Here is a 16,570-nt window from a genome sequence, read left to right on the forward strand (position 1 = left end):
CCCCTAGCTGTAAATTGCCTCGACTTCGCCGGCGTACTGCTTGAGGACGATGTTGCGCTTGAGCGACATCTTCGGCGTCAGCTCGCCACCCTCTTGGGTCCAGTCGACGTCGAGAATACGAATCTTCTTGATCTGCTCCGCTTTCGAGACCTTCTTGTTGGTCTCGGCGACGGCGGCGTCGATCTCGGCAACCAGATCCGCGTTCTTCGTAAGCTCCGCGACGGAGGTGTCGGCGGACAGACCGTGCCGTTCCTTCCAACCCGGAAGTGCCTCGGGATCCAACGTGATCAACGCACCGATGAACGGCTGACCGTCACCGACGACCATGCACTGGCTGATCAGCGGGTTGGCGCGCAAGGAGTCTTCGAGCGTGGCGGGGGAGACGTTCTTGCCCGCGGCGGTGACGATGAGTTCCTTCTTGCGGCCGGTGATCGTGACGAAGCCGTCGTCGTCGATCGCACCGAGGTCGCCCGTCTTGAACCAGCCGTCCTCGAACGACTCGGCCGATGCGGCGTCGTTCTTCCAGTAGCCGGAGAACGTCACCGGACCGCGAACGAGGAGTTCACCGTCGCTCGCGACCTTGGCGGCGTGGCCGTTGATCGGGCGTCCGACGCTGCCGACGCGGATGTTCTCCGGCGTGTTGACGGTGATCGCCGCGGAGGTCTCGGTGAGGCCGTAGCCCTCGTAGATCGTGACGCCGACACCACGGAAGAAGTGGCCGAGACGCGCGCCGAGTGGCCCGCCGCCGGACACCGCAGACTTGCACTGGCCGCCGAGCGCTGCCTTGAGCTTGCTGTAGACGAGCTTGTCGAAGACCGTGTGCTTGAGGTTCAGGCCGAATCCGGCGCCGCCGGTGTCCTGCGCCTCGCTCCACGCGATAGCGGTTGCGGCTGCCTTGTCGAAGATCTTGCCCTTGCCGCCGTCGTGCGCCTTCTGCTTGGCGGAGTTGAAGACCTTCTCGAACACACGAGGGACCGAGAGGATGAAGTCGGGCTTGAACGCGCCGAACTGCTCGACCAGGGTTGTCCAGTCGGAGGTGTGGGCGATCGTGACCTTGGCGTCGAGTGCGCCGACCGAGATCGCGCGAGCGAACACGTGCGCGAGCGGGAGGAACATCAGCGTCTTGTTGCCCTCGACGAAGATGCTGGCCAGCTCGAGCCGAACTGCCTTCGACTCTGCCCACAGGTTGGCGTGCGTGAGCTGCACACCCTTCGGCTTGCCGGTGGTGCCCGAGGTGTAGATCAGTGTCGCAGGCGAGCTCGCGGTGACCTGTGCGCGCCGGGCATGCACGTCGGCGTCGGACACGTCCTTGCCACGCTCGATCAGTTCGGCGATCGCCTGCTTGTCCAGCTCGAGGGTCTCGCGGAGATCGGGAAGCGAATCAGCGACCTCGTCGATGACCGCGCGGTGCCGCTGCGCCTCGACGACGGTGATGACGGTTGCGGAGTCTTCGAGGATCCACTTCGCCTGTTCGGGAGCCGAGGATTCGTAGATCGCTACCGTGCAGCCGCCTGCTGTCCAGATCGCGTAGTCGAGCAGAACCCAGTTGTAGCTGGTGGATGCCATGATCGCGACGCGGTCACCGAGCTGAACACCCGAGGCGATGAGGCCCTTGGCGACGGCGGTGACGTCCTGTGCGAACTTCGCTGCTGTGACGTCGGACCAGCCGCCCGCGTCCAGTGGAACCTTGAACAACACAAAGTTGGGCGATTCCTTTTCGTGTTCGAAGACCGAGTTGGCCATCGACGCGTTCTCGGGAATTTGGTACGACGCCGGGACCTCGAACTCGAGCATTAGCTATGACCTCCGTGTTACTGAGCGGTAGAAGTGCATTGCACCACATCCAGTGGACGTGCACATACGCTAGCTGTCCGAATTGGGTCGGTCGAGCTTTCCGCGGATAGTGCGGTGTTCGTCCAGCAGGTCGGTGACCTCGCGGTCTGCCAATTGATGAAAATCGTCGTACGCTGCGCCGACTCCGCCCATGTCCGCGGGCGACACGAGGCAGACGACCTCGTCGGCCACCGCTCCGAGTCGGCGGACAACTTCTGGCGGGCCGATCGGAACTGCGACGACGATCCAGCGAGCCCCCTCGGCTCGTGCGAGCGCACAGGCGGCGATCGCGGTCGCGCCTGTTGCCACACCGTCGTCGACGATCACGACCGTTCTGCCGTCGATCGCGATTCTCCTGCCGTCGGCACGCAGGACTCGGCTCCGCCGTTCCAGTTCGATGCGCTCCTGAACCTCGATGTCTTCCAGAGTGATTCGCGAAATCCGGGCATGGTGGACGACATCGGGATTGAGCACCCGACCGCCGTCTTCGGAGATTGCGCCCATCGCCAGTTCCGGTTGCCACGGGACGCCGAGTTTGCGGACGAGAACGATGTCGAGGTCGGTGCCCAGTTCGGATGCGACCTGCGCTGCGACCGGAACGCCGCCGCGGGGCAGGCCGAGCACAAGCGGTCGGGCCTCACGCAGGTAGTCCAGCGACTTCGCCAGCGTGCGACCAGCTTCGGCCCGATCCGTGAACGTCATTTGGTGTTGACGCTACTCCGTGAAATCGCCCCGTTGGACGGCTGTTTTGCTGCGCAGGCGTCAGGCGCTGACGAGTGCGAGCTGACGGTCGAGACCGGCGAGTTCGAGCAGGTCGTAGAGGGTTCCACGCTGGCCGGCGATGGCTTCGAGGCCAAGCTCGAGTTCGCGGAGGATCTCGTCGTCGCGGCGGGCCGATGCGAGGTCGTCGATCGAATCGATGTGATGGGCGTAGAAGAGTTCGGCGGCGTGCTCGATCGCGGTTGCCGCGATCGGCGCGGAGGTCGGGGAGTAGCGGCGACGGTAGTTGCCGACCTTGCCCGCCCATGCGTCGCAGCTGCCGACTTCTTCGAACGTGCGAAGGAGAGCGCGGACGCCGTCGGCACGAGCCTGCTGGCCCTGCGCCTGCCGGTAGGCCTGGTAGCGATCGAGGATCACCGCGGTGTCTGACGTATCCGTGGTTGCGGATTGAACGGCCTCGATGATGCACAGCGCAAGGTCTGGGCGGGCGGGATCGCCCTGGGCGGAGAACGTTGCGTTGACGTGCATGGTGAGCCTTCCGAGTCGACACCTTCGCTCGGTGTGTCGTTCCTAACACGCGTCGGCGTTACGGGTTTGCGCAAACTTTTGTTAGCAGTCTGCGTGCAGCACTCGGTTCAGCGTTCGATCGTGCTGAATCGGCGCAGGTGCAGGGCGGGATTCCGCTCGCGGACCGAGGCGATCCGTGCGCCCGTCAACTCCGCGACGCCGGTGCCTGTTCGCTCACCGAGCGCTGTGACAATCGTCCCCATCGGGTCGACGATCATGCTGTTGCCCGCGCCACCCGGACCGGCCTGATCGGCCGCCGCGACGTAGATCGTGTTCTCGATCGCGCGGGCCCGGACGAGAGTCGTCCAGTGGTCTTCCTTGAGCGGCCCGGGCACCCACTGCGCTGGCAGCAGCAGCACGTCGGCGCCCGCATCGACGATCCGCCGAGTGACCTCGGGAAAGCGAAGGTCGTAGCAGGTCTGCATCCCGAAGGTCAGCCCGCCGATCGTGAAGGTCTCGGGGGCCGCGATGTCACCGCGCCGAATAATGTCGGATTCTTTGAACCCGAACGCGTCGTAGAGGTGCAGTTTGCGGTAGACGGCTCTGACCTGGCCGTCCGGTCCCGCCGCGACGAGCGTGTTCGAGATGTGGTCGTCGTCGGCGAGGGTCTCGGCGACACCTGCGACAACGACGACGCCGGACGAACGCGCGCAGTCGAGCAAACCGCTGACGAAGGGTCCGTCCAACGGCTCGGCGGCGTCGGCCACGGATCGATCGAACTTCGGTGGCGTGAACATGGAGTACTCGGGCGCAACGACGACATCGGCGCCGCTGCGTGCGGCGTCGGCGACCAGCGCGCGCACCTGTTCGAGGTTTTCGGCCTTGTCGGTCCCCGGCGCGAACTGCGCAACGGCCACCCTGACGGACTTATCGATACCCACTCCGACAACGCTATACGTGCCCAGGTCTGCCAGACAGGTACTCCGCGCGCTCGGAAGGCAGTAAACTCCAGGTCACATGAGCGAAAATCAGGGTGACGGAGGGGCAGTCGTGCCCGATCGGTCGCCTGAGCAGAACCCTGAACCAGTTGCAGAATCTTTGAGTTTTGCCGATCTCGGCGTCGACGATCGGGTTCTTGCCGCGATCAAAGACGTTGGCTACGAGTCACCTTCACCGATTCAGGCGGCGACCATCCCGCCGCTCCTCGCGGGCGACGATGTCGTCGGCCTTGCCCAGACGGGAACCGGAAAGACCGCGGCGTTCGCCATTCCGATCCTGATGGGCGTCGATGTCAGCGCGCGGAAGCCGCGTGCCCTCGTACTTGCGCCGACCCGTGAATTGGCGATCCAGGTCGCCGAGGCCTTCGGCAAGTACGCCTCGCACATTCCCGGTCTGCATGTGCTGCCGATTTACGGCGGTCAGAGCTACGGCGTGCAGCTGTCGGGGCTGCGTCGCGGTGCGCACGTCGTCGTCGGTACGCCCGGCCGGGTGATCGACCACTTGGAGAAGGGCACGCTCGATCTGACCGAACTCGAGTACCTCGTGCTCGACGAAGCCGACGAGATGCTCAAGATGGGCTTCCAGGAGGACGTCGAACGCATCCTGCGCGACACCCCCAAGACGAAGCAGGTCGCACTCTTCTCCGCGACCATGCCGTCGGTCATCCGCAAGATTTCCAAGCAGTACCTGAACAATCCGGTCGAGATCACCGTCAAGTCGAAGACGACGACGGCAGCGAACATCTCGCAGCGCTACGTCCAGGTCGCGCATCAGCGCAAACTCGACGCCCTCACTCGGGTCCTCGAGGTCGAGTCGTTCGAAGCGATGATCATCTTCGTGCGCACCAAGCAGGCCACCGAGGAACTAGCGGAAAAGCTTCGCGCACGCGGGTTTTCGGCGTCGGCCATCAATGGCGACATCGTGCAGGCCCAACGTGAGCGGACCATCGGACAGCTGCGGTCGGGCTCGCTGGACATCCTCGTCGCGACGGACGTCGCCGCTCGAGGTCTCGACGTCGAGCGCATCTCCCACGTCGTCAACTACGACATTCCGCACGACACAGAGGGTTACGTCCACCGCATCGGCCGTACTGGCCGCGCTGGACGTACCGGTGAGGCGTTGCTGTTCGTCGCACCGCGGGAACGGCATCTGCTCAAGGCGATCGAGCGTGCGACGCGGCAGCCGCTCACCGAAATGCAGTTGCCGAGTGTCGAAGACGTCAACGCGCAGCGGGTAGCCAAGTTCGGCGACTCGATCACGGAAAGTCTCAACTCCTCGAACCTTGCGCTGTTCCGTCGCCTCGTCGAGGACTACGAGCGCGAGCACGACATCCCGCTCGCGGATATCGCGGCGGCACTTGCGCTGCAGTCCCGCGATGGCGAGAACTTCCTGATGTCGCCGGAGCCACCGCCGCCACCCCCGCGCGAGCGGCGAACCTACGACGACGAGCCGCGCAGGGAGCGTCCGCCGCGCAAGTTCGACGATCGTCACGATGATCGCCGTGGTGACGACCGACGTGGTGACGACCGGGGTCCTTCTGCGCATCGCAAGACCGGTGTCGAGCTCGCGACCTACCGCATCGGTGTCGGCAAACGCCATCACGTGGTTCCGGGTGCGATCGTCGGCGCGATCGCCAACGAGGGTGGGCTACGGCGAAGCGACTTCGGCCACATCAGCATCAGGCCGGACCACAGCTTGGTCGAGCTGCCTGCAGATCTGCCGCGCGAGACATTGGAAGCGTTGCGACGCACCAGGATCAGCGGAGTGCTGATTCAGCTGCAGCTCGACTCGGGTCCGCCGTCGCAGAACACGAGGTCGGGCCGTGACGACCGCGGCGGCGGCAAGTACAACAAGCGCAAGTAGGCCACCCGCACTCCGCTCGCGGCCGGCTAGTTCGCGATATCGATAACCAGTCGGGTCGGGTTCGCCAACGCTGTCACCCGGAAGGCCGGGCGTTCGGCGGTCGTGCCGATGAACGACTGTGTCGTACCTTCGAACAGCGTTGCAAGGTGAACCTCGGCCACGGCAGGCGCCGACGGGTCCGATAATGGGTCCGGACCCGCGTACTCGGTGACTCCGCTGTCGAACGGGTAGGCGGACCCGTTGATCAGCACCTGCATGATCGACATGCCGTTGACGGGCAGATCGTTGCCGCTGCCGTCCTGGATCGCCTTGTCCACATATTCGACCGACCAGCCCGGTGCGCCCTTGCCGCCGAATTCGTAGACGACGCGGTCGTAGCCCTCGTGGTGGCCGATCCGGATGTCGGTGACGGTCAACGCGGCGTCCCGCGACTGTTTCGCTGTCTTGATGCCCGCGTCGGTCGGCGGCGGCTCGGACTCTGTCGTCGTGGTGGTCGTCGACGGTGTTGCGCTCGACGCGGCGGGGGTCGGCTCGGCCGGGCCGCTGTCTTCGGAGCAGCTTGCGGTCAGTCCGACGGCGAGTAGGGACGCGCATACGACGACGGTGTGACGGAAGTGACTCATGTGCCCTATGGTACGTCGCCGTCGATCTCTATCTCGGCAGCGACGATCACCACGTTGTCGAGCGGTAGCGACTGCACGCCGACCGCTGTACGCGCGTGCGCACCGATCTGCGGACCGAACACACACAGGATCAGGTCGCTGAAACTGTTCAGCACGACCGTCGAGTGATGAAAGCCGCTGTCGGCGTTGACCATTCCCGACACATTCAGCCACGCGGTGACGCGGTCCAAGTCGCCGACGGCACGCGCGACACTCGCAATCATCGACAGCGCCGCCGACCGTGCCGCGTCGCATGCGTCGTCGACGGAAACCTGCGACGGGACCTTCCCGAACGGACCAGCCAAGGTGCCGTCCGGGTTCTGGGCGGCATGTCCCGACAGGTAGACACGATTGCCGCGGACCCTCGCCCACTCGAAGGCGAACTGAAATCCGGGCTGGGGTTCCGGGGCGGGCGGCAGTACGAAGCCGAGTTCGGCGAGCTTGTTCTCTATTCGCATGTGCTCACCCCTGGTTTCGAGACAACCGTGCTCAGACGTCGACGCCGTTGATGCTGTGCACCAGCCAGCCCTCTGGTTTCGCTGTCAACGTACTGACCGCTGCGTTGAGGATTCGCGGCGAGCGACGCGTGTGTACGACATCGAGTATTGCCCTGATGACCCCGCCGTGGGTGACGATGACTACCGCGGATTCTGGATGTTCGGCAGCGAGTTGCTGCAGGACCCGCAGGCCTCGTTCGGCAACCTCGACGCGTGGCTCGAGTCCGGGATACCAGCCGTGTGGCCACTCGTGATACGCCTCCCAGTCGGTCAGGCCCTCTGCTTCGCCGTAGTGGCGTTCGACCAGGTCGTCGTAGGTTTCGGTGCGCGCCAAGCCGATGGATTCGCCGATGATGTCCGCGGTTTCGCTCGCGCGCGACAGTGGCGAACTGACCAGCAGGTCCCAGGTTCGGTCGGCAAGTCGGTGGGCGGCTTCCCGCGCCTGCGCGCGTCCGGTGTCGTTGAGCGGCACGTCGGAGGACCCCTGCAGACGGCCGTGCAGGTTCCAGTCGGTCTCGCCGTGCCGTACGAGAGCGAAGTAGGTCATCGGACCCGGGTCGTGCTGTGTTTGTCGGGCGTCCGCATAATGAACCGCAGAGTAACTTAGCCCGGCCGATGGCTCCGACGAACGTCTTAGGGACACCCATGAAGCTAGCGCTCACAGATGAAGAAGTTGCGTTTCGCGACGAGCTGCGAAATTTCTACGCGACCGAAATTCCTGCCGAGATCCGTGACCGAAATCGACGTGGCCTCGAGCCCCGTCGTGAGGATTGGGTGACGACGCAGCGAATCCTCAACGCCAACGGCCTTGCGGTGCCCAACTGGCCCGTCGAGTGGGGTGGCAAGGATTGGACGCCGACGCAGCATCACATCTGGCTCGACGAGATGCAGCTGGCGTCGGTCCCGGAACCGCTGACGTTCAACTGCGGCATGGTCGGCCCGGTGATCGCGGCGTTCGGATCGCAGGAGATCAAGGAACGCTTCCTGCCCAAGACGGCCAACCTCGACATCTGGTGGTCGCAGGGCTTCTCCGAGCCCGAGGCCGGATCCGACCTGGCATCGCTGCGGACCGTCGCGGTCCGCGACGGCGACAGTTACGTAGTGAACGGCCAGAAGACGTGGACGACACTCGGTCAGTACGGCGACTGGATCTTCTGCCTCGTCCGGACCGATCCGAATGCGCCGAAGAAGCAGGCCGGAATCTCGTTCCTGCTCATCGACATGAAGTCGCCGGGACTGACGGTTCGACCGATCAAACTGATCGACGGTGGCTACGAGGTCAACGAGGTCTGGTTCGAGGACGTGCGAGTGCCTGCCGAGAACTTGGTCGGCGAAGAGAATCAGGGCTGGGCCTACGCCAAATTCCTGCTCGGTAACGAGCGCACCGGTATCACCGGTGTCGGACGGACGAAGGTGCGACTCGCCGAGGCGAAACAGCATGCGGCGCAAACGAAGATCGGCAACTCGACGTTGCTCGAAGATCCGCTGTTCGCTGCGAAGCTCGCCGAACTCGAAAACGAGTTGCTGGCCCTCGAACTGACGCAGCTTCGCGTGGTGTCGGGCTCGACGGACGGTAAGCCGAACCCGGCGTCGTCGGTGCTGAAGTTGCGTGGCTCCGAATTGCAGCAGGCTGCGACCGAGATTCTGCTCGAAGTTGCAGGCCCCGAGTCACTTCCGGTCGGCGCAGGCGACGACATCGTGACGCCGGAATGGGCGCAGCTCACGGCGCCGCACTACCTGAACTACCGAAAAGTGACCATCTACGGAGGATCGAGCGAAGTGCAGCGCACCATCATTTCGTCCACGATCCTCGGATTGTGAGGCGCAGCCATGGATTTCGAGTTCACCGATGAGCAGAAGCTGCTGCGTGACACCACCCGCGAGATTCTGACGCGCAACTACGACGCTGAAAAGCGGAACCAGATCGTCGCCACCGAGCTCGGCTGGAGCCGTGACGTGTGGTCGAAGTTCGCCGAATTGGGTTTGCTGGGACTGATTTTCAGCGAAGAGGACGGCGGAATGGATGCCGGCCCCATCGAGGCGATGACCGTACTGTCCGAACTCGGTCGCAGTCTCGCACCGGAACCGCTGATCGATTCCGTCCTGATTCCGGGTGGCATCGTTGCTGCCGCAGGCACCGCCGACCAGCGCAAGAAGTTGCTGCCGGAGGTTGCCGAGGGCAACACGCTGCTCGCCTTCGCACACGCCGAGGCGGGCTCGCGCTGGCCGAACGTCGATGTCGCGACCACCGCTGCGCAGCAGGGTGATTCGTGGACCCTCACCGGGCAGAAGCATCCGGTCCTCCGCGGCGACTGTGCCGATGTCCTTGTCGTCAGCGCCACTTTGCCCGACGGTGGGGTCGGGCTGTTTCTCGTCGATGCGACCGCGTCGGGTGTGACACGACACGTGTTCACGACCCACGATGGGTTGCGCGGTGCGCAGATCGATTTCGACGGTGCCGCTGCCGAATCCCTCGGCGACGCAGTCGATGCGAGTGCGCACATCGAGGCTGCAATCGTGCGTGGCCAGGCTGCGCTCGGCGCAGAGGCTGTCGGTGCGCTCGAAGAGTCGTTGCGACTGACCACCGAATACCTCAAGACCCGCAAGCAGTTCGGGGTGCCGCTGGCGAAGTTCCAGACGCTCACCCAACGTGCGGCCGACATGTACGTGTCACTGGAACTCGCTCGCAGCATGTGCCTGTACGCGACGATGGTGATTGCAGACGGCACGATCGACCCCGTGATCGCGTCGCGCGCCAAGTTGCAGATCGGCAAGTCGGCCCGCCACATCGGCCACGAAGCGATCCAACTGCACGGTGGCATCGGCATGACGGCGGAATATCCGGTCGGGCATTACGTGAGCCGCCTGACGGCGATCGAGAACACCCTCGGTGCAACTGCCGATCACGTTCGCGTACTCGCCGGACACGTGGCCGACTACGAGAAGATCGACATCTAGTTTCTCGGCCCGGCGGTCGGGTTACCTGACCGCCCGGGTTGTCGTCTCTTCTGTCGTCTCCGGCTCGGTCTCTTCGGTTGTCGTCGGCCGCGGCCGCGTCGTGCGTGTGGTCGACGTTCGCGTCGGTGGTTCGGTCGTGGTCCGCTTCGGTTGCGTTTCGTCGGCAATGCGCCACGTCGGCGACGGCGGCACAAGCACCCCAGGGGTCGACGATCCGCTCGGCACCGACACGACGCTCGAAAGTCCGCGCTCCAACGGCGGCGGAGTGACGTTGTCGTCGGCGCTGGATCCGCAGGCCGCAACGAGGGTGACGCCAACAGCAATGGCGAGTGTGGCGACCGCGGGCCCAGCCGCCGTCCGTAACGAATCCCGCATGTCGTCCTATCTAGATAAAGAGTTGGACAACTTTAAACCGGTTCGTCGCTGTCGTGCCCATCGTGGTCGATTCGCTTGCCACCGCTCGGATAGGTTTCGAGATCTCGGAACGGTATCGAGCGGATTTTCTATGTCGTGTCGCGGCCGTATATTGCCTGCACGGTCGTAACCTCTGTGACAGAAGTAAACAATTGAGAACCTCACTGGACGAAATTTCTGTCTTTCGTGAAGGAGCAACTGGTCATGGGGTCCAACTTTTCGAAGTCAGTATGTTGGTTCGTGTTTCTCGTCGGTCTCGCTGCGGCGGTCGTCGGAATCACGGAACTGCATGTCGAATCTGCGGTGTGCGGTCTGATCGCGGCGTCGACGTCCGGCTTGATCCTGCTCAAGATGCGCGCCGAAGCTCTCGGCCGCTTCGACGGGCTCGATCGGCTCGAAACGACGCGGCGGGCAATCGCCGGCACGCTCTCCGCGCCACGTATGTAGTCCCGTTCGTCCGCGTGTTCGTCGGACCAGCGGAGATGCAGATCGTCAATTGTTGACAATCTGCGGATTCGCCTCGACCATTGGTCCATGACCGCACTGAGCCCGATCCTGCAGCAGGCCACACCGGTGATCGTCGACCATGCCTCGGGCAGTTGGATCGTCGGAACGGACGGCCGGCGCTACCTCGACTTCACGACGGGGATCGGCGTCACGAGCACCGGGCACTGCCACCCGCGTGTTGTCGCGGCCGCACGCGAGCAGGTCGGCTCGATAATCCATGCGCAGTACACGACCCTGTTGCATCGCCCCCTGCTCGAACTCACCGAGAAACTCGGCGAGGTCCTACCCGACGGACTGGACAGCGTCTTCTACGCGAACTCGGGATCGGAAGCCGTCGAAGCGTCGATTCGATTGGCGCGCATGGCTACCGGCCGACCGAACATCATCGCCTTCCACGGCGGCTTTCACGGCCGAACGGTCGCGGCCGCCTCGCTTACCAGTGCCGGTACCAAGTTTCGTTCGGGATTTTCGCCGCTGATGGGCGGCGTCCACCTCGCACCTTTCCCGTACGCCTATCGCTACGGCTGGGATGTGGAGACCGCAGTCGACTTCGCGTTGCGCGAGTTGGACTACCTGCTGCAGACGGTCTCCAGTGTCGCCGACACAGCGGCGTTCATCATCGAGCCCGTACTCGGTGACGGTGGCTATCTGCCGACACCGCCACGCTTTCTCGAAGGTCTTCGCGAACGTGCTGATCGGCACGGCATCGTCTTCATTCTGGACGAGGTGCAGGCAGGCGTCGGTCGCACCGGAAAGTTCTGGGGCCATCAGCATTCCGCTGCAACGCCGGACGTCCTCATCACCGCCAAAGGGCTAGCCAGTGGGTTCCCCATCTCCGCGATCGCAGCATCGACGGAGCTGATGTCCAAAGCGTGGCCCGGTTCCCAAGGCGGCACCTACGGTGGCAACGCGGTCGCCGCGGCGGCTGCGGTCGCGACGCTGGACGTCGTTCGTGACGAAGGCCTGGTCGAGAACGCGCGGATTCGTGGTGTCGAGCTTGCCAGTGGGCTGGCTCGACTGGGGCAGGAGTTCGGCCAGGTCGGCGATGTGCGTGGCCTCGGCTTGATGCAAGCGCTCGAATTCACCACCGATGCAGGGGAACCCGACGCCGACGCCGCTCGTGCGGTGCAGCAGGCCGCGATCGACCAAGACCTGCTGTTGCTCACCTGCGGTGGATACGGGAACGTTGTGCGGGTAGTCCCGGCATTGACCGTCACGGCCGACGAGATCGACGAAGGCGTTCGGCGGATCGGTGCCGCCATGAAAGTTGGGTTGAGTGGGTAGTGACGTGCCTCGTGAGGTGACTGCTGCTGCACCGCAGCGACTCGTCGACGCGCTGTCGGCTGCCGGCGTCACGCTGGAGACCGACGACCGACGCAGGGCCGAATACTCCTACGACGCTTCGAATTACCGAGTCCGCCCGCTCGGAGTTGTGTTTCCGCGGACCGTGGCCGATGCCGTCGAAGTCGTCCGGGCGTGCACAGACGCGGGTGTGCCGATCACCTCACGCGGTGGCGGCACGTCGATGGCAGGCAACTCGATCGGTCCCGGCGTCGTAGTCGACTTCTCGCGGTACATGAACCGGGTGCTGCAGATCGACGCCACTGCGCGCACGGTGCAGGTCGAGCCAGGCATCGTCATCACCGATCTGATGGGGCAGGTCTCCGCGGCGACTGCAGGCAGGTTGACCTTCGCGCCCGACCCGTCGAGCAAATCACGTGCGACGGTCGGCGGAGCGATCGGCAACGACGCGTGCGGAAATCATTCGGTCCGGCACGGCCGAACCTCCGATCATGTTGTGGCGCTGGACGTGCTGACCGCCGACGGCCACCTGCTCACGGCAACGAGCGACGGCCTGCACGCGACCGATCCCGGTGATCCGGGAGCGGTCGCTGCCGCTGCGGCACTCACAGTCGCATTGCGAGCGCTTGCGACGGAATATCTTTCGGAGTTTCGGCTCGAACTCGGTCGGATCCCGCGTCAGGTATCGGGTTTCCACCTGGCACACCTGTTGCCCGAGAACGGGTTCAACATCGCGCGTGCGCTCGTCGGGAGCGAGGGCACCTGTGTCGTCATCGTCGGGGCGACCCTGCGGTTGGTTCCCGTCGCCGAGTCGGCACAACTGCTGTGCCTCGGCTACCGGGATGTTGTCGACGCCGCTCGTGATGTTATGACAATCCTCGAATACTCGCCTGCCGCCGTGGAAGGCATCGACTCGTCGATCGTCGACACGATGCGGCATCGGCGCGGAGCCGATGCCGTTCTCGGTCTCCCTGACGGCGGCGCCTGGCTCTACGTCGAACTCGACGGTGACGATTCCACTCAGGTCAGTGCACGCGGTAGCGAACTGCTGCAACGACTTCGGACGTCGGGGCGTCTCGTCGACGGACGCGTCGTTGCCGACCCGACCGAGAGTGCGTCCCTGTGGCGGGTCCGTGAAGACGGCGCCGGACTTGCATCCCGCCTCGCCAGCGGTGGTGAAAGCTGGCCAGGCTGGGAGGATTCGGCCGTCGCTCCCGAGCAGCTGGCCGACTATCTCGTCGAAATGCTCGCGCTGCTCGACGAATTGGGTCTCACCGGCGTTATGTACGGCCACTTCGGCGCAGGCTGCATGCACGTCCGCATCACCTTCGACCAGCGCACCGCCGCCGGGCGAGCGGTGATGGCCGACTTCGTCCATCGTGCGGCGGCCCTCTGCGTGCGATTCGGTGGGTCGGTATCCGGCGAACACGGCGACGGCCGCGCACGATCGGACGTGTTGCCGCTGATGTACTCACCGTCGACGATGACCGCATTTGCGAAGTTCAAACAGATCTGGGATCCGCTGGCAATTCTCAACCCCGGCAGCATCATCGATCCCGCGCCTATGCTCACCGACCTTGCAATGGCGGACATCGCACCGCTGGCATGGCAGACAAGTTTCGAACTCGCGACGGGCGATGGCACGGTCGATCCGTTCGTTCGGGCGGTGCAGGGCTGCGTCGGGGTCGGTCGCTGCCGGACCTCCAGCGGGGGAGTGATGTGCCCGAGTTTCCGGGCGACCGGCGACGAGAAGGATTCGACGCGTGGTCGGGCGCGAGCTTTGCAGGACATGGTGCGCAGCGGTGCACCGACTTCGCTCGAGGGGTGGAAGTCGGACGCGGTACGCGAATCGCTCGATCTGTGCCTGTCCTGCAAAGCGTGCTCGACGGACTGTCCAACCGGCGTGGACATGGCGACGTACAAGTCCGAGTTCTTCGACCACTACTACCGGCGCAGACGAAGGCCGTTGTCGCACTACAGCCTTGGTTGGTTGCCGCTCTGGCTGAAGGTCACATCCCGGACGGCGCCGATCGTCAATCGGTTGGTGCGACCTGGGACGGCGCGGCTTGCCGGACTGACGTCGCAGCGGGCGTTGCCGCAGTTCACGTCGCGTAGGCGGTTGCGTCGCGAGGTGAGTACCGCGGTTGCATACGCGGACACCGTGCTTGTGATCGACTCGTTCACACAGGGTTTCAGACCCGATGTCGCTGGGTCCGCGCGGAGAGTCCTCGCGGATGCTGGGCGAGCCGTCGAATGCCGGACCGATGTCTGCTGCGGCCTGACCTGGATATCGACAGGTCAATTGAGCAGGGCGAAAAAGGTTCTCACCAAGACGGCGCGCGCACTGGACGACGGTACGGACCGTCCCATCGTCGTCGTCGAACCGAGTTGTGCGGCGGCATTGCGCAAGGATCTACCCGAGTTGGTGCAGACGGATGCGGCCCGACGCGTCGCGGCGCGGGTCCGAAGCTTTGCCACGGCGGTGACCGAGCAGGTCGAATCCGGTTGGCGCAGTTCGGTACCGCTGCCTGCCGAGGTGACGGTGCAAACGCATTGCCACGAGTACGCGGTGTTCGGAGCGGGTTCGCAACGCAAGGCCCTCGCTGCGGCAGGCGTCGATGCTGTTCGCGAAGCGACGGGTTGCTGTGGTGTGGCAGGCAATTTCGGCTTCGAACGCGAGCACTACGACCTCAGTATGAAGGTTGCCGAGCAAGCGCTCGCCCCCGCACTACGCGAAACCGGTTCCGATGCAGTCGTTCTCGCCGACGGATTCAGTTGCCGCATGCAGGTGGACCAACTTGGTCGGTCGTCGATGCACCTCGCCCAGTTGCTCGATCCAGATCGCGAACGAGAGGACCCGCACTGATGGCCGCACCCGAGTTGCTCTACATCGACGGCAAGTGGACCCCTGCCGAGTCGGGCAACACCTTTGCTGTCCACAACCCCGCCGACGAGAGCGTCCTCGCCCACGTCGCCGACGGTTCCGCTGTCGATGCCGATCGGGCGCTCGCTGCCGCAGCAGCCGCCCAACCGTCCTGGGCGCAGACCGCACCGCGGGAGCGAAGCGAGATCCTGCGTCGCGCTTACGAACTCATCCTCGAACGGACCGACGAACTCGCCGCGACCATGACAGCGGAGATGGGCAAGCCGCTCGCCGAGGCTCGCGGTGAGGTGGCCTACGGTGCCGAGTTCTTCCGCTGGTTCTCCGAGGAGGCGGTCCGGATCGGCGGCGATCACACCACCACAGGTGACGGCCGCAATCGGATCGTCGTGTCCAAGGTGCCGGTCGGTCCGTGTGTTCTTGTGACGCCGTGGAACTTTCCGCTGGCGATGGGGACCCGCAAGATCGGTCCGGCTGTTGCGGCCGGTTGCACGATGGTGTTCAAACCTGCCGAGCAGACGCCGCTGACCGCGCTGGCTCTGATGCAGATCTTGGAGGATGCCGGGCTACCGCCCGGTGTGTGCAACGTCGTGACGACAAGCGACGCAGGGTCGGTGGTCGGTCCGTGGCTGGCGAGCGGTGTCGCGAGGAAGTTGAGCTTCACCGGATCGACACAGGTCGGGAAGCTGCTGCTGAGCCAGGCCGCGTCGACCGTCATGCGGACGTCGATGGAACTCGGCGGCAACGCGCCATTTGTCGTGTGCGCTGACGCCGACGTGGACCGTGCTGTCGACGGTGCCATGGTGGCGAAGCTGCGCAACATGGGGGAGGCGTGCACCGCCGCGAACAGGTTCTTCGTGCACCGCAGTGTTGCAACGGAATTCACGGAGAAGCTGGCAGCGAAGATGTCCGAACTGCGGGTCGGCGACGGTGCTGCCGACGGTGTGCAGATCGGTCCGCTTATCGATGGCGACGGGTTGGCCAAGGTGCAGGAGTTGGTTGCCGACGCCGTTGGCCGCGGCGCCCGCATCGTGACAGGCGGTGTGGCCCCCGATGGTCCCGGTCATTTTTATCCGCCGACCGTCCTGACGGATGTGAATCACGATGCGGATCTGATGAGTACCGAGATCTTTGGTCCGGTCGCCGCCGTCGTGGTCTTCGACGACGAAGACGAGGTCGTCGATATCGCTAACGACACCGAGTGGGGGTTGGTCGGCTATCTGTTCACCCAGGACATCGATCGCGCGCTGCGGCTCAGCGATCGGATGGAGGTCGGCATGGTCGGACTGAACACGGGTCTCGTGTCGAACCCGGCAGCGCCGTTCGGCGGCGTCAAGCAATCGGGTCTGGGTCGGGAAGGTGGCCGTGTTGGCATCGAGGAATTCCTGGAGTACAAGTACCTTGCGATACCCAAGAATGTGTAGGGA

General features: G+C 64.5%; 15 protein-coding genes. 7 read left to right on the forward strand and 8 right to left on the reverse strand.

Annotated elements, in window-relative coordinates; all coding sequences use genetic code 11:
- Nucleotides 1-3: 3 nt before the first annotated feature.
- The 4 genes from JGU71_RS19055 to JGU71_RS19070 form a co-directional block, all read right to left on the reverse strand.
- Entirely contained in the window at nucleotides 4-1,794 is a 1,791-nt protein-coding gene (locus JGU71_RS19055) for an AMP-dependent synthetase/ligase (protein WP_199705870.1), read from the reverse strand.
- A 69-nt stretch (nucleotides 1,795-1,863) separates the two neighbouring features.
- Nucleotides 1,864-2,535 (reverse strand): phosphoribosyltransferase, encoded by a 672-nt coding sequence (locus JGU71_RS19060; protein WP_199705871.1) that lies wholly within the window; start codon nucleotides 2,533-2,535, stop codon nucleotides 1,864-1,866.
- Between the two features lie 60 nt (nucleotides 2,536-2,595).
- On the reverse strand, nucleotides 2,596-3,081 hold the full coding sequence (locus JGU71_RS19065; protein WP_199705872.1) for a DUF8548 family protein: 486 nt from the start codon (nucleotides 3,079-3,081) through the stop codon (nucleotides 2,596-2,598).
- A 107-nt stretch (nucleotides 3,082-3,188) separates the two neighbouring features.
- Nucleotides 3,189-3,995: a carbon-nitrogen hydrolase family protein gene (locus JGU71_RS19070; RefSeq protein ID WP_199706082.1), complete on the reverse strand. Its 807-nt coding sequence runs from the start codon at nucleotides 3,993-3,995 to the stop codon at nucleotides 3,189-3,191.
- An 82-nt stretch (nucleotides 3,996-4,077) separates the two neighbouring features.
- On the opposite strand from JGU71_RS19070, the gene JGU71_RS19075 reads away from it, so the two are divergent.
- Nucleotides 4,078-5,922 (forward strand): DEAD/DEAH box helicase, encoded by a 1,845-nt coding sequence (locus JGU71_RS19075; RefSeq protein ID WP_199705873.1) that lies wholly within the window; start codon nucleotides 4,078-4,080, stop codon nucleotides 5,920-5,922.
- A gap of 26 nt (nucleotides 5,923-5,948) precedes the next feature.
- On the opposite strand, the gene JGU71_RS19080 is transcribed toward JGU71_RS19075, so the two are convergent.
- From JGU71_RS19080 to JGU71_RS19090, 3 genes are read right to left on the reverse strand one after another with little or no spacing between them, the layout of a single operon-like run.
- Nucleotides 5,949-6,545 carry an AMIN-like domain-containing (lipo)protein gene (locus tag JGU71_RS19080; RefSeq protein ID WP_199705874.1) on the reverse strand — a complete coding sequence of 199 codons (597 nt, stop codon included), beginning with the start codon at nucleotides 6,543-6,545 and terminating at the stop codon, nucleotides 5,949-5,951.
- Between the two features lie 5 nt (nucleotides 6,546-6,550).
- On the reverse strand, nucleotides 6,551-7,042 hold the full coding sequence (locus JGU71_RS19085; protein ID WP_199705875.1) for a RidA family protein: 492 nt from the start codon (nucleotides 7,040-7,042) through the stop codon (nucleotides 6,551-6,553).
- Nucleotides 7,043-7,073: 31 nt separating this feature from the next.
- A complete protein-coding gene (locus JGU71_RS19090) occupies nucleotides 7,074-7,628 on the reverse strand; it encodes a histidine phosphatase family protein (RefSeq protein ID WP_199705876.1) in 555 nt (184 codons plus the stop codon).
- 98 nt (nucleotides 7,629-7,726) lie between these two features.
- On the opposite strand from JGU71_RS19090, the gene JGU71_RS19095 reads away from it, so the two are divergent.
- Nucleotides 7,727-8,902 carry an acyl-CoA dehydrogenase family protein gene (locus tag JGU71_RS19095; protein ID WP_199705877.1) on the forward strand — a complete coding sequence of 392 codons (1,176 nt, stop codon included), beginning with the start codon at nucleotides 7,727-7,729 and terminating at the stop codon, nucleotides 8,900-8,902.
- Nucleotides 8,903-8,911: 9 nt separating this feature from the next.
- Entirely contained in the window at nucleotides 8,912-10,039 is a 1,128-nt protein-coding gene (locus JGU71_RS19100; RefSeq protein WP_199705878.1) for an acyl-CoA dehydrogenase family protein, read from the forward strand.
- Nucleotides 10,040-10,060: 21 nt separating this feature from the next.
- Here the strand turns inward: JGU71_RS19100 and JGU71_RS19105 are convergent, their stop codons facing one another.
- Nucleotides 10,061-10,414, reverse strand: coding sequence for a hypothetical protein (locus tag JGU71_RS19105; protein WP_199705879.1), 354 nt, complete (start codon nucleotides 10,412-10,414; stop codon nucleotides 10,061-10,063).
- Between the two features lie 243 nt (nucleotides 10,415-10,657).
- Between JGU71_RS19105 and JGU71_RS19110 the strand changes: the two genes are divergently transcribed.
- From JGU71_RS19110 to JGU71_RS19125, 4 genes are all read left to right on the forward strand, one after another.
- Nucleotides 10,658-10,900 (forward strand): hypothetical protein, encoded by a 243-nt coding sequence (locus JGU71_RS19110; protein ID WP_199706110.1) that lies wholly within the window; start codon nucleotides 10,658-10,660, stop codon nucleotides 10,898-10,900.
- Between the two features lie 87 nt (nucleotides 10,901-10,987).
- Nucleotides 10,988-12,244: an aspartate aminotransferase family protein gene (locus tag JGU71_RS19115; RefSeq protein ID WP_199705880.1), complete on the forward strand. Its 1,257-nt coding sequence runs from the start codon at nucleotides 10,988-10,990 to the stop codon at nucleotides 12,242-12,244.
- Complete coding sequence (locus JGU71_RS19120; RefSeq protein ID WP_307829722.1) at nucleotides 12,237-15,128, forward strand: FAD-binding and (Fe-S)-binding domain-containing protein; 2,892 nt, start codon at nucleotides 12,237-12,239, stop codon at nucleotides 15,126-15,128. The genes JGU71_RS19115 and JGU71_RS19120 overlap by 8 nt, the downstream gene beginning before the upstream one ends.
- Complete coding sequence (locus JGU71_RS19125) at nucleotides 15,128-16,567, forward strand: NAD-dependent succinate-semialdehyde dehydrogenase (RefSeq protein WP_199705881.1); 1,440 nt, start codon at nucleotides 15,128-15,130, stop codon at nucleotides 16,565-16,567. Before JGU71_RS19120 ends, JGU71_RS19125 begins: the two co-directional genes overlap by 1 nt.
- The last annotated feature ends 3 nt before the right edge of the window (nucleotides 16,568-16,570 follow it).

This window comes from Antrihabitans stalagmiti, from assembly GCF_016482825.1.
In the GTDB taxonomy this organism is placed as follows: Bacteria; Actinomycetota; Actinomycetes; order Mycobacteriales; family Mycobacteriaceae; genus Antrihabitans; species Antrihabitans stalagmiti.

Excerpts from the sequence above, each read along its gene's own strand:
- JGU71_RS19060 (WP_199705871.1), bottom strand. The coding sequence starts at position 2,535 with ATGACGTTCACGGATCGGGCCGAAGCTGGTCGCACGCTGGCGAAGTCG.
- JGU71_RS19065 (WP_199705872.1), bottom strand. The coding sequence starts at position 3,081 with ATGCACGTCAACGCAACGTTCTCCGCCCAGGGCGATCCCGCCCGCCCA.
- JGU71_RS19075 (WP_199705873.1), top strand. The coding sequence starts at position 4,078 with ATGAGCGAAAATCAGGGTGACGGAGGGGCAGTCGTGCCCGATCGGTCG.
- JGU71_RS19090 (WP_199705876.1), bottom strand. The coding sequence starts at position 7,628 with ATGACCTACTTCGCTCTCGTACGGCACGGCGAGACCGACTGGAACCTG.
- JGU71_RS19085 (WP_199705875.1), bottom strand. The coding sequence starts at position 7,042 with ATGCGAATAGAGAACAAGCTCGCCGAACTCGGCTTCGTACTGCCGCCC.
- JGU71_RS19115 (WP_199705880.1), top strand. The coding sequence starts at position 10,988 with ATGACCGCACTGAGCCCGATCCTGCAGCAGGCCACACCGGTGATCGTC.
- JGU71_RS19125 (WP_199705881.1), top strand. The coding sequence starts at position 15,128 with ATGGCCGCACCCGAGTTGCTCTACATCGACGGCAAGTGGACCCCTGCC.
- JGU71_RS19055 (WP_199705870.1), bottom strand. The coding sequence starts at position 1,794 with ATGCTCGAGTTCGAGGTCCCGGCGTCGTACCAAATTCCCGAGAACGCG.
- JGU71_RS19105 (WP_199705879.1), bottom strand. The coding sequence starts at position 10,414 with ATGCGGGATTCGTTACGGACGGCGGCTGGGCCCGCGGTCGCCACACTC.
- JGU71_RS19100 (WP_199705878.1), top strand. The coding sequence starts at position 8,912 with ATGGATTTCGAGTTCACCGATGAGCAGAAGCTGCTGCGTGACACCACC.
- JGU71_RS19095 (WP_199705877.1), top strand. The coding sequence starts at position 7,727 with ATGAAGCTAGCGCTCACAGATGAAGAAGTTGCGTTTCGCGACGAGCTG.
- JGU71_RS19110 (WP_199706110.1), top strand. The coding sequence starts at position 10,658 with ATGGGGTCCAACTTTTCGAAGTCAGTATGTTGGTTCGTGTTTCTCGTC.
- JGU71_RS19080 (WP_199705874.1), bottom strand. The coding sequence starts at position 6,545 with ATGAGTCACTTCCGTCACACCGTCGTCGTATGCGCGTCCCTACTCGCC.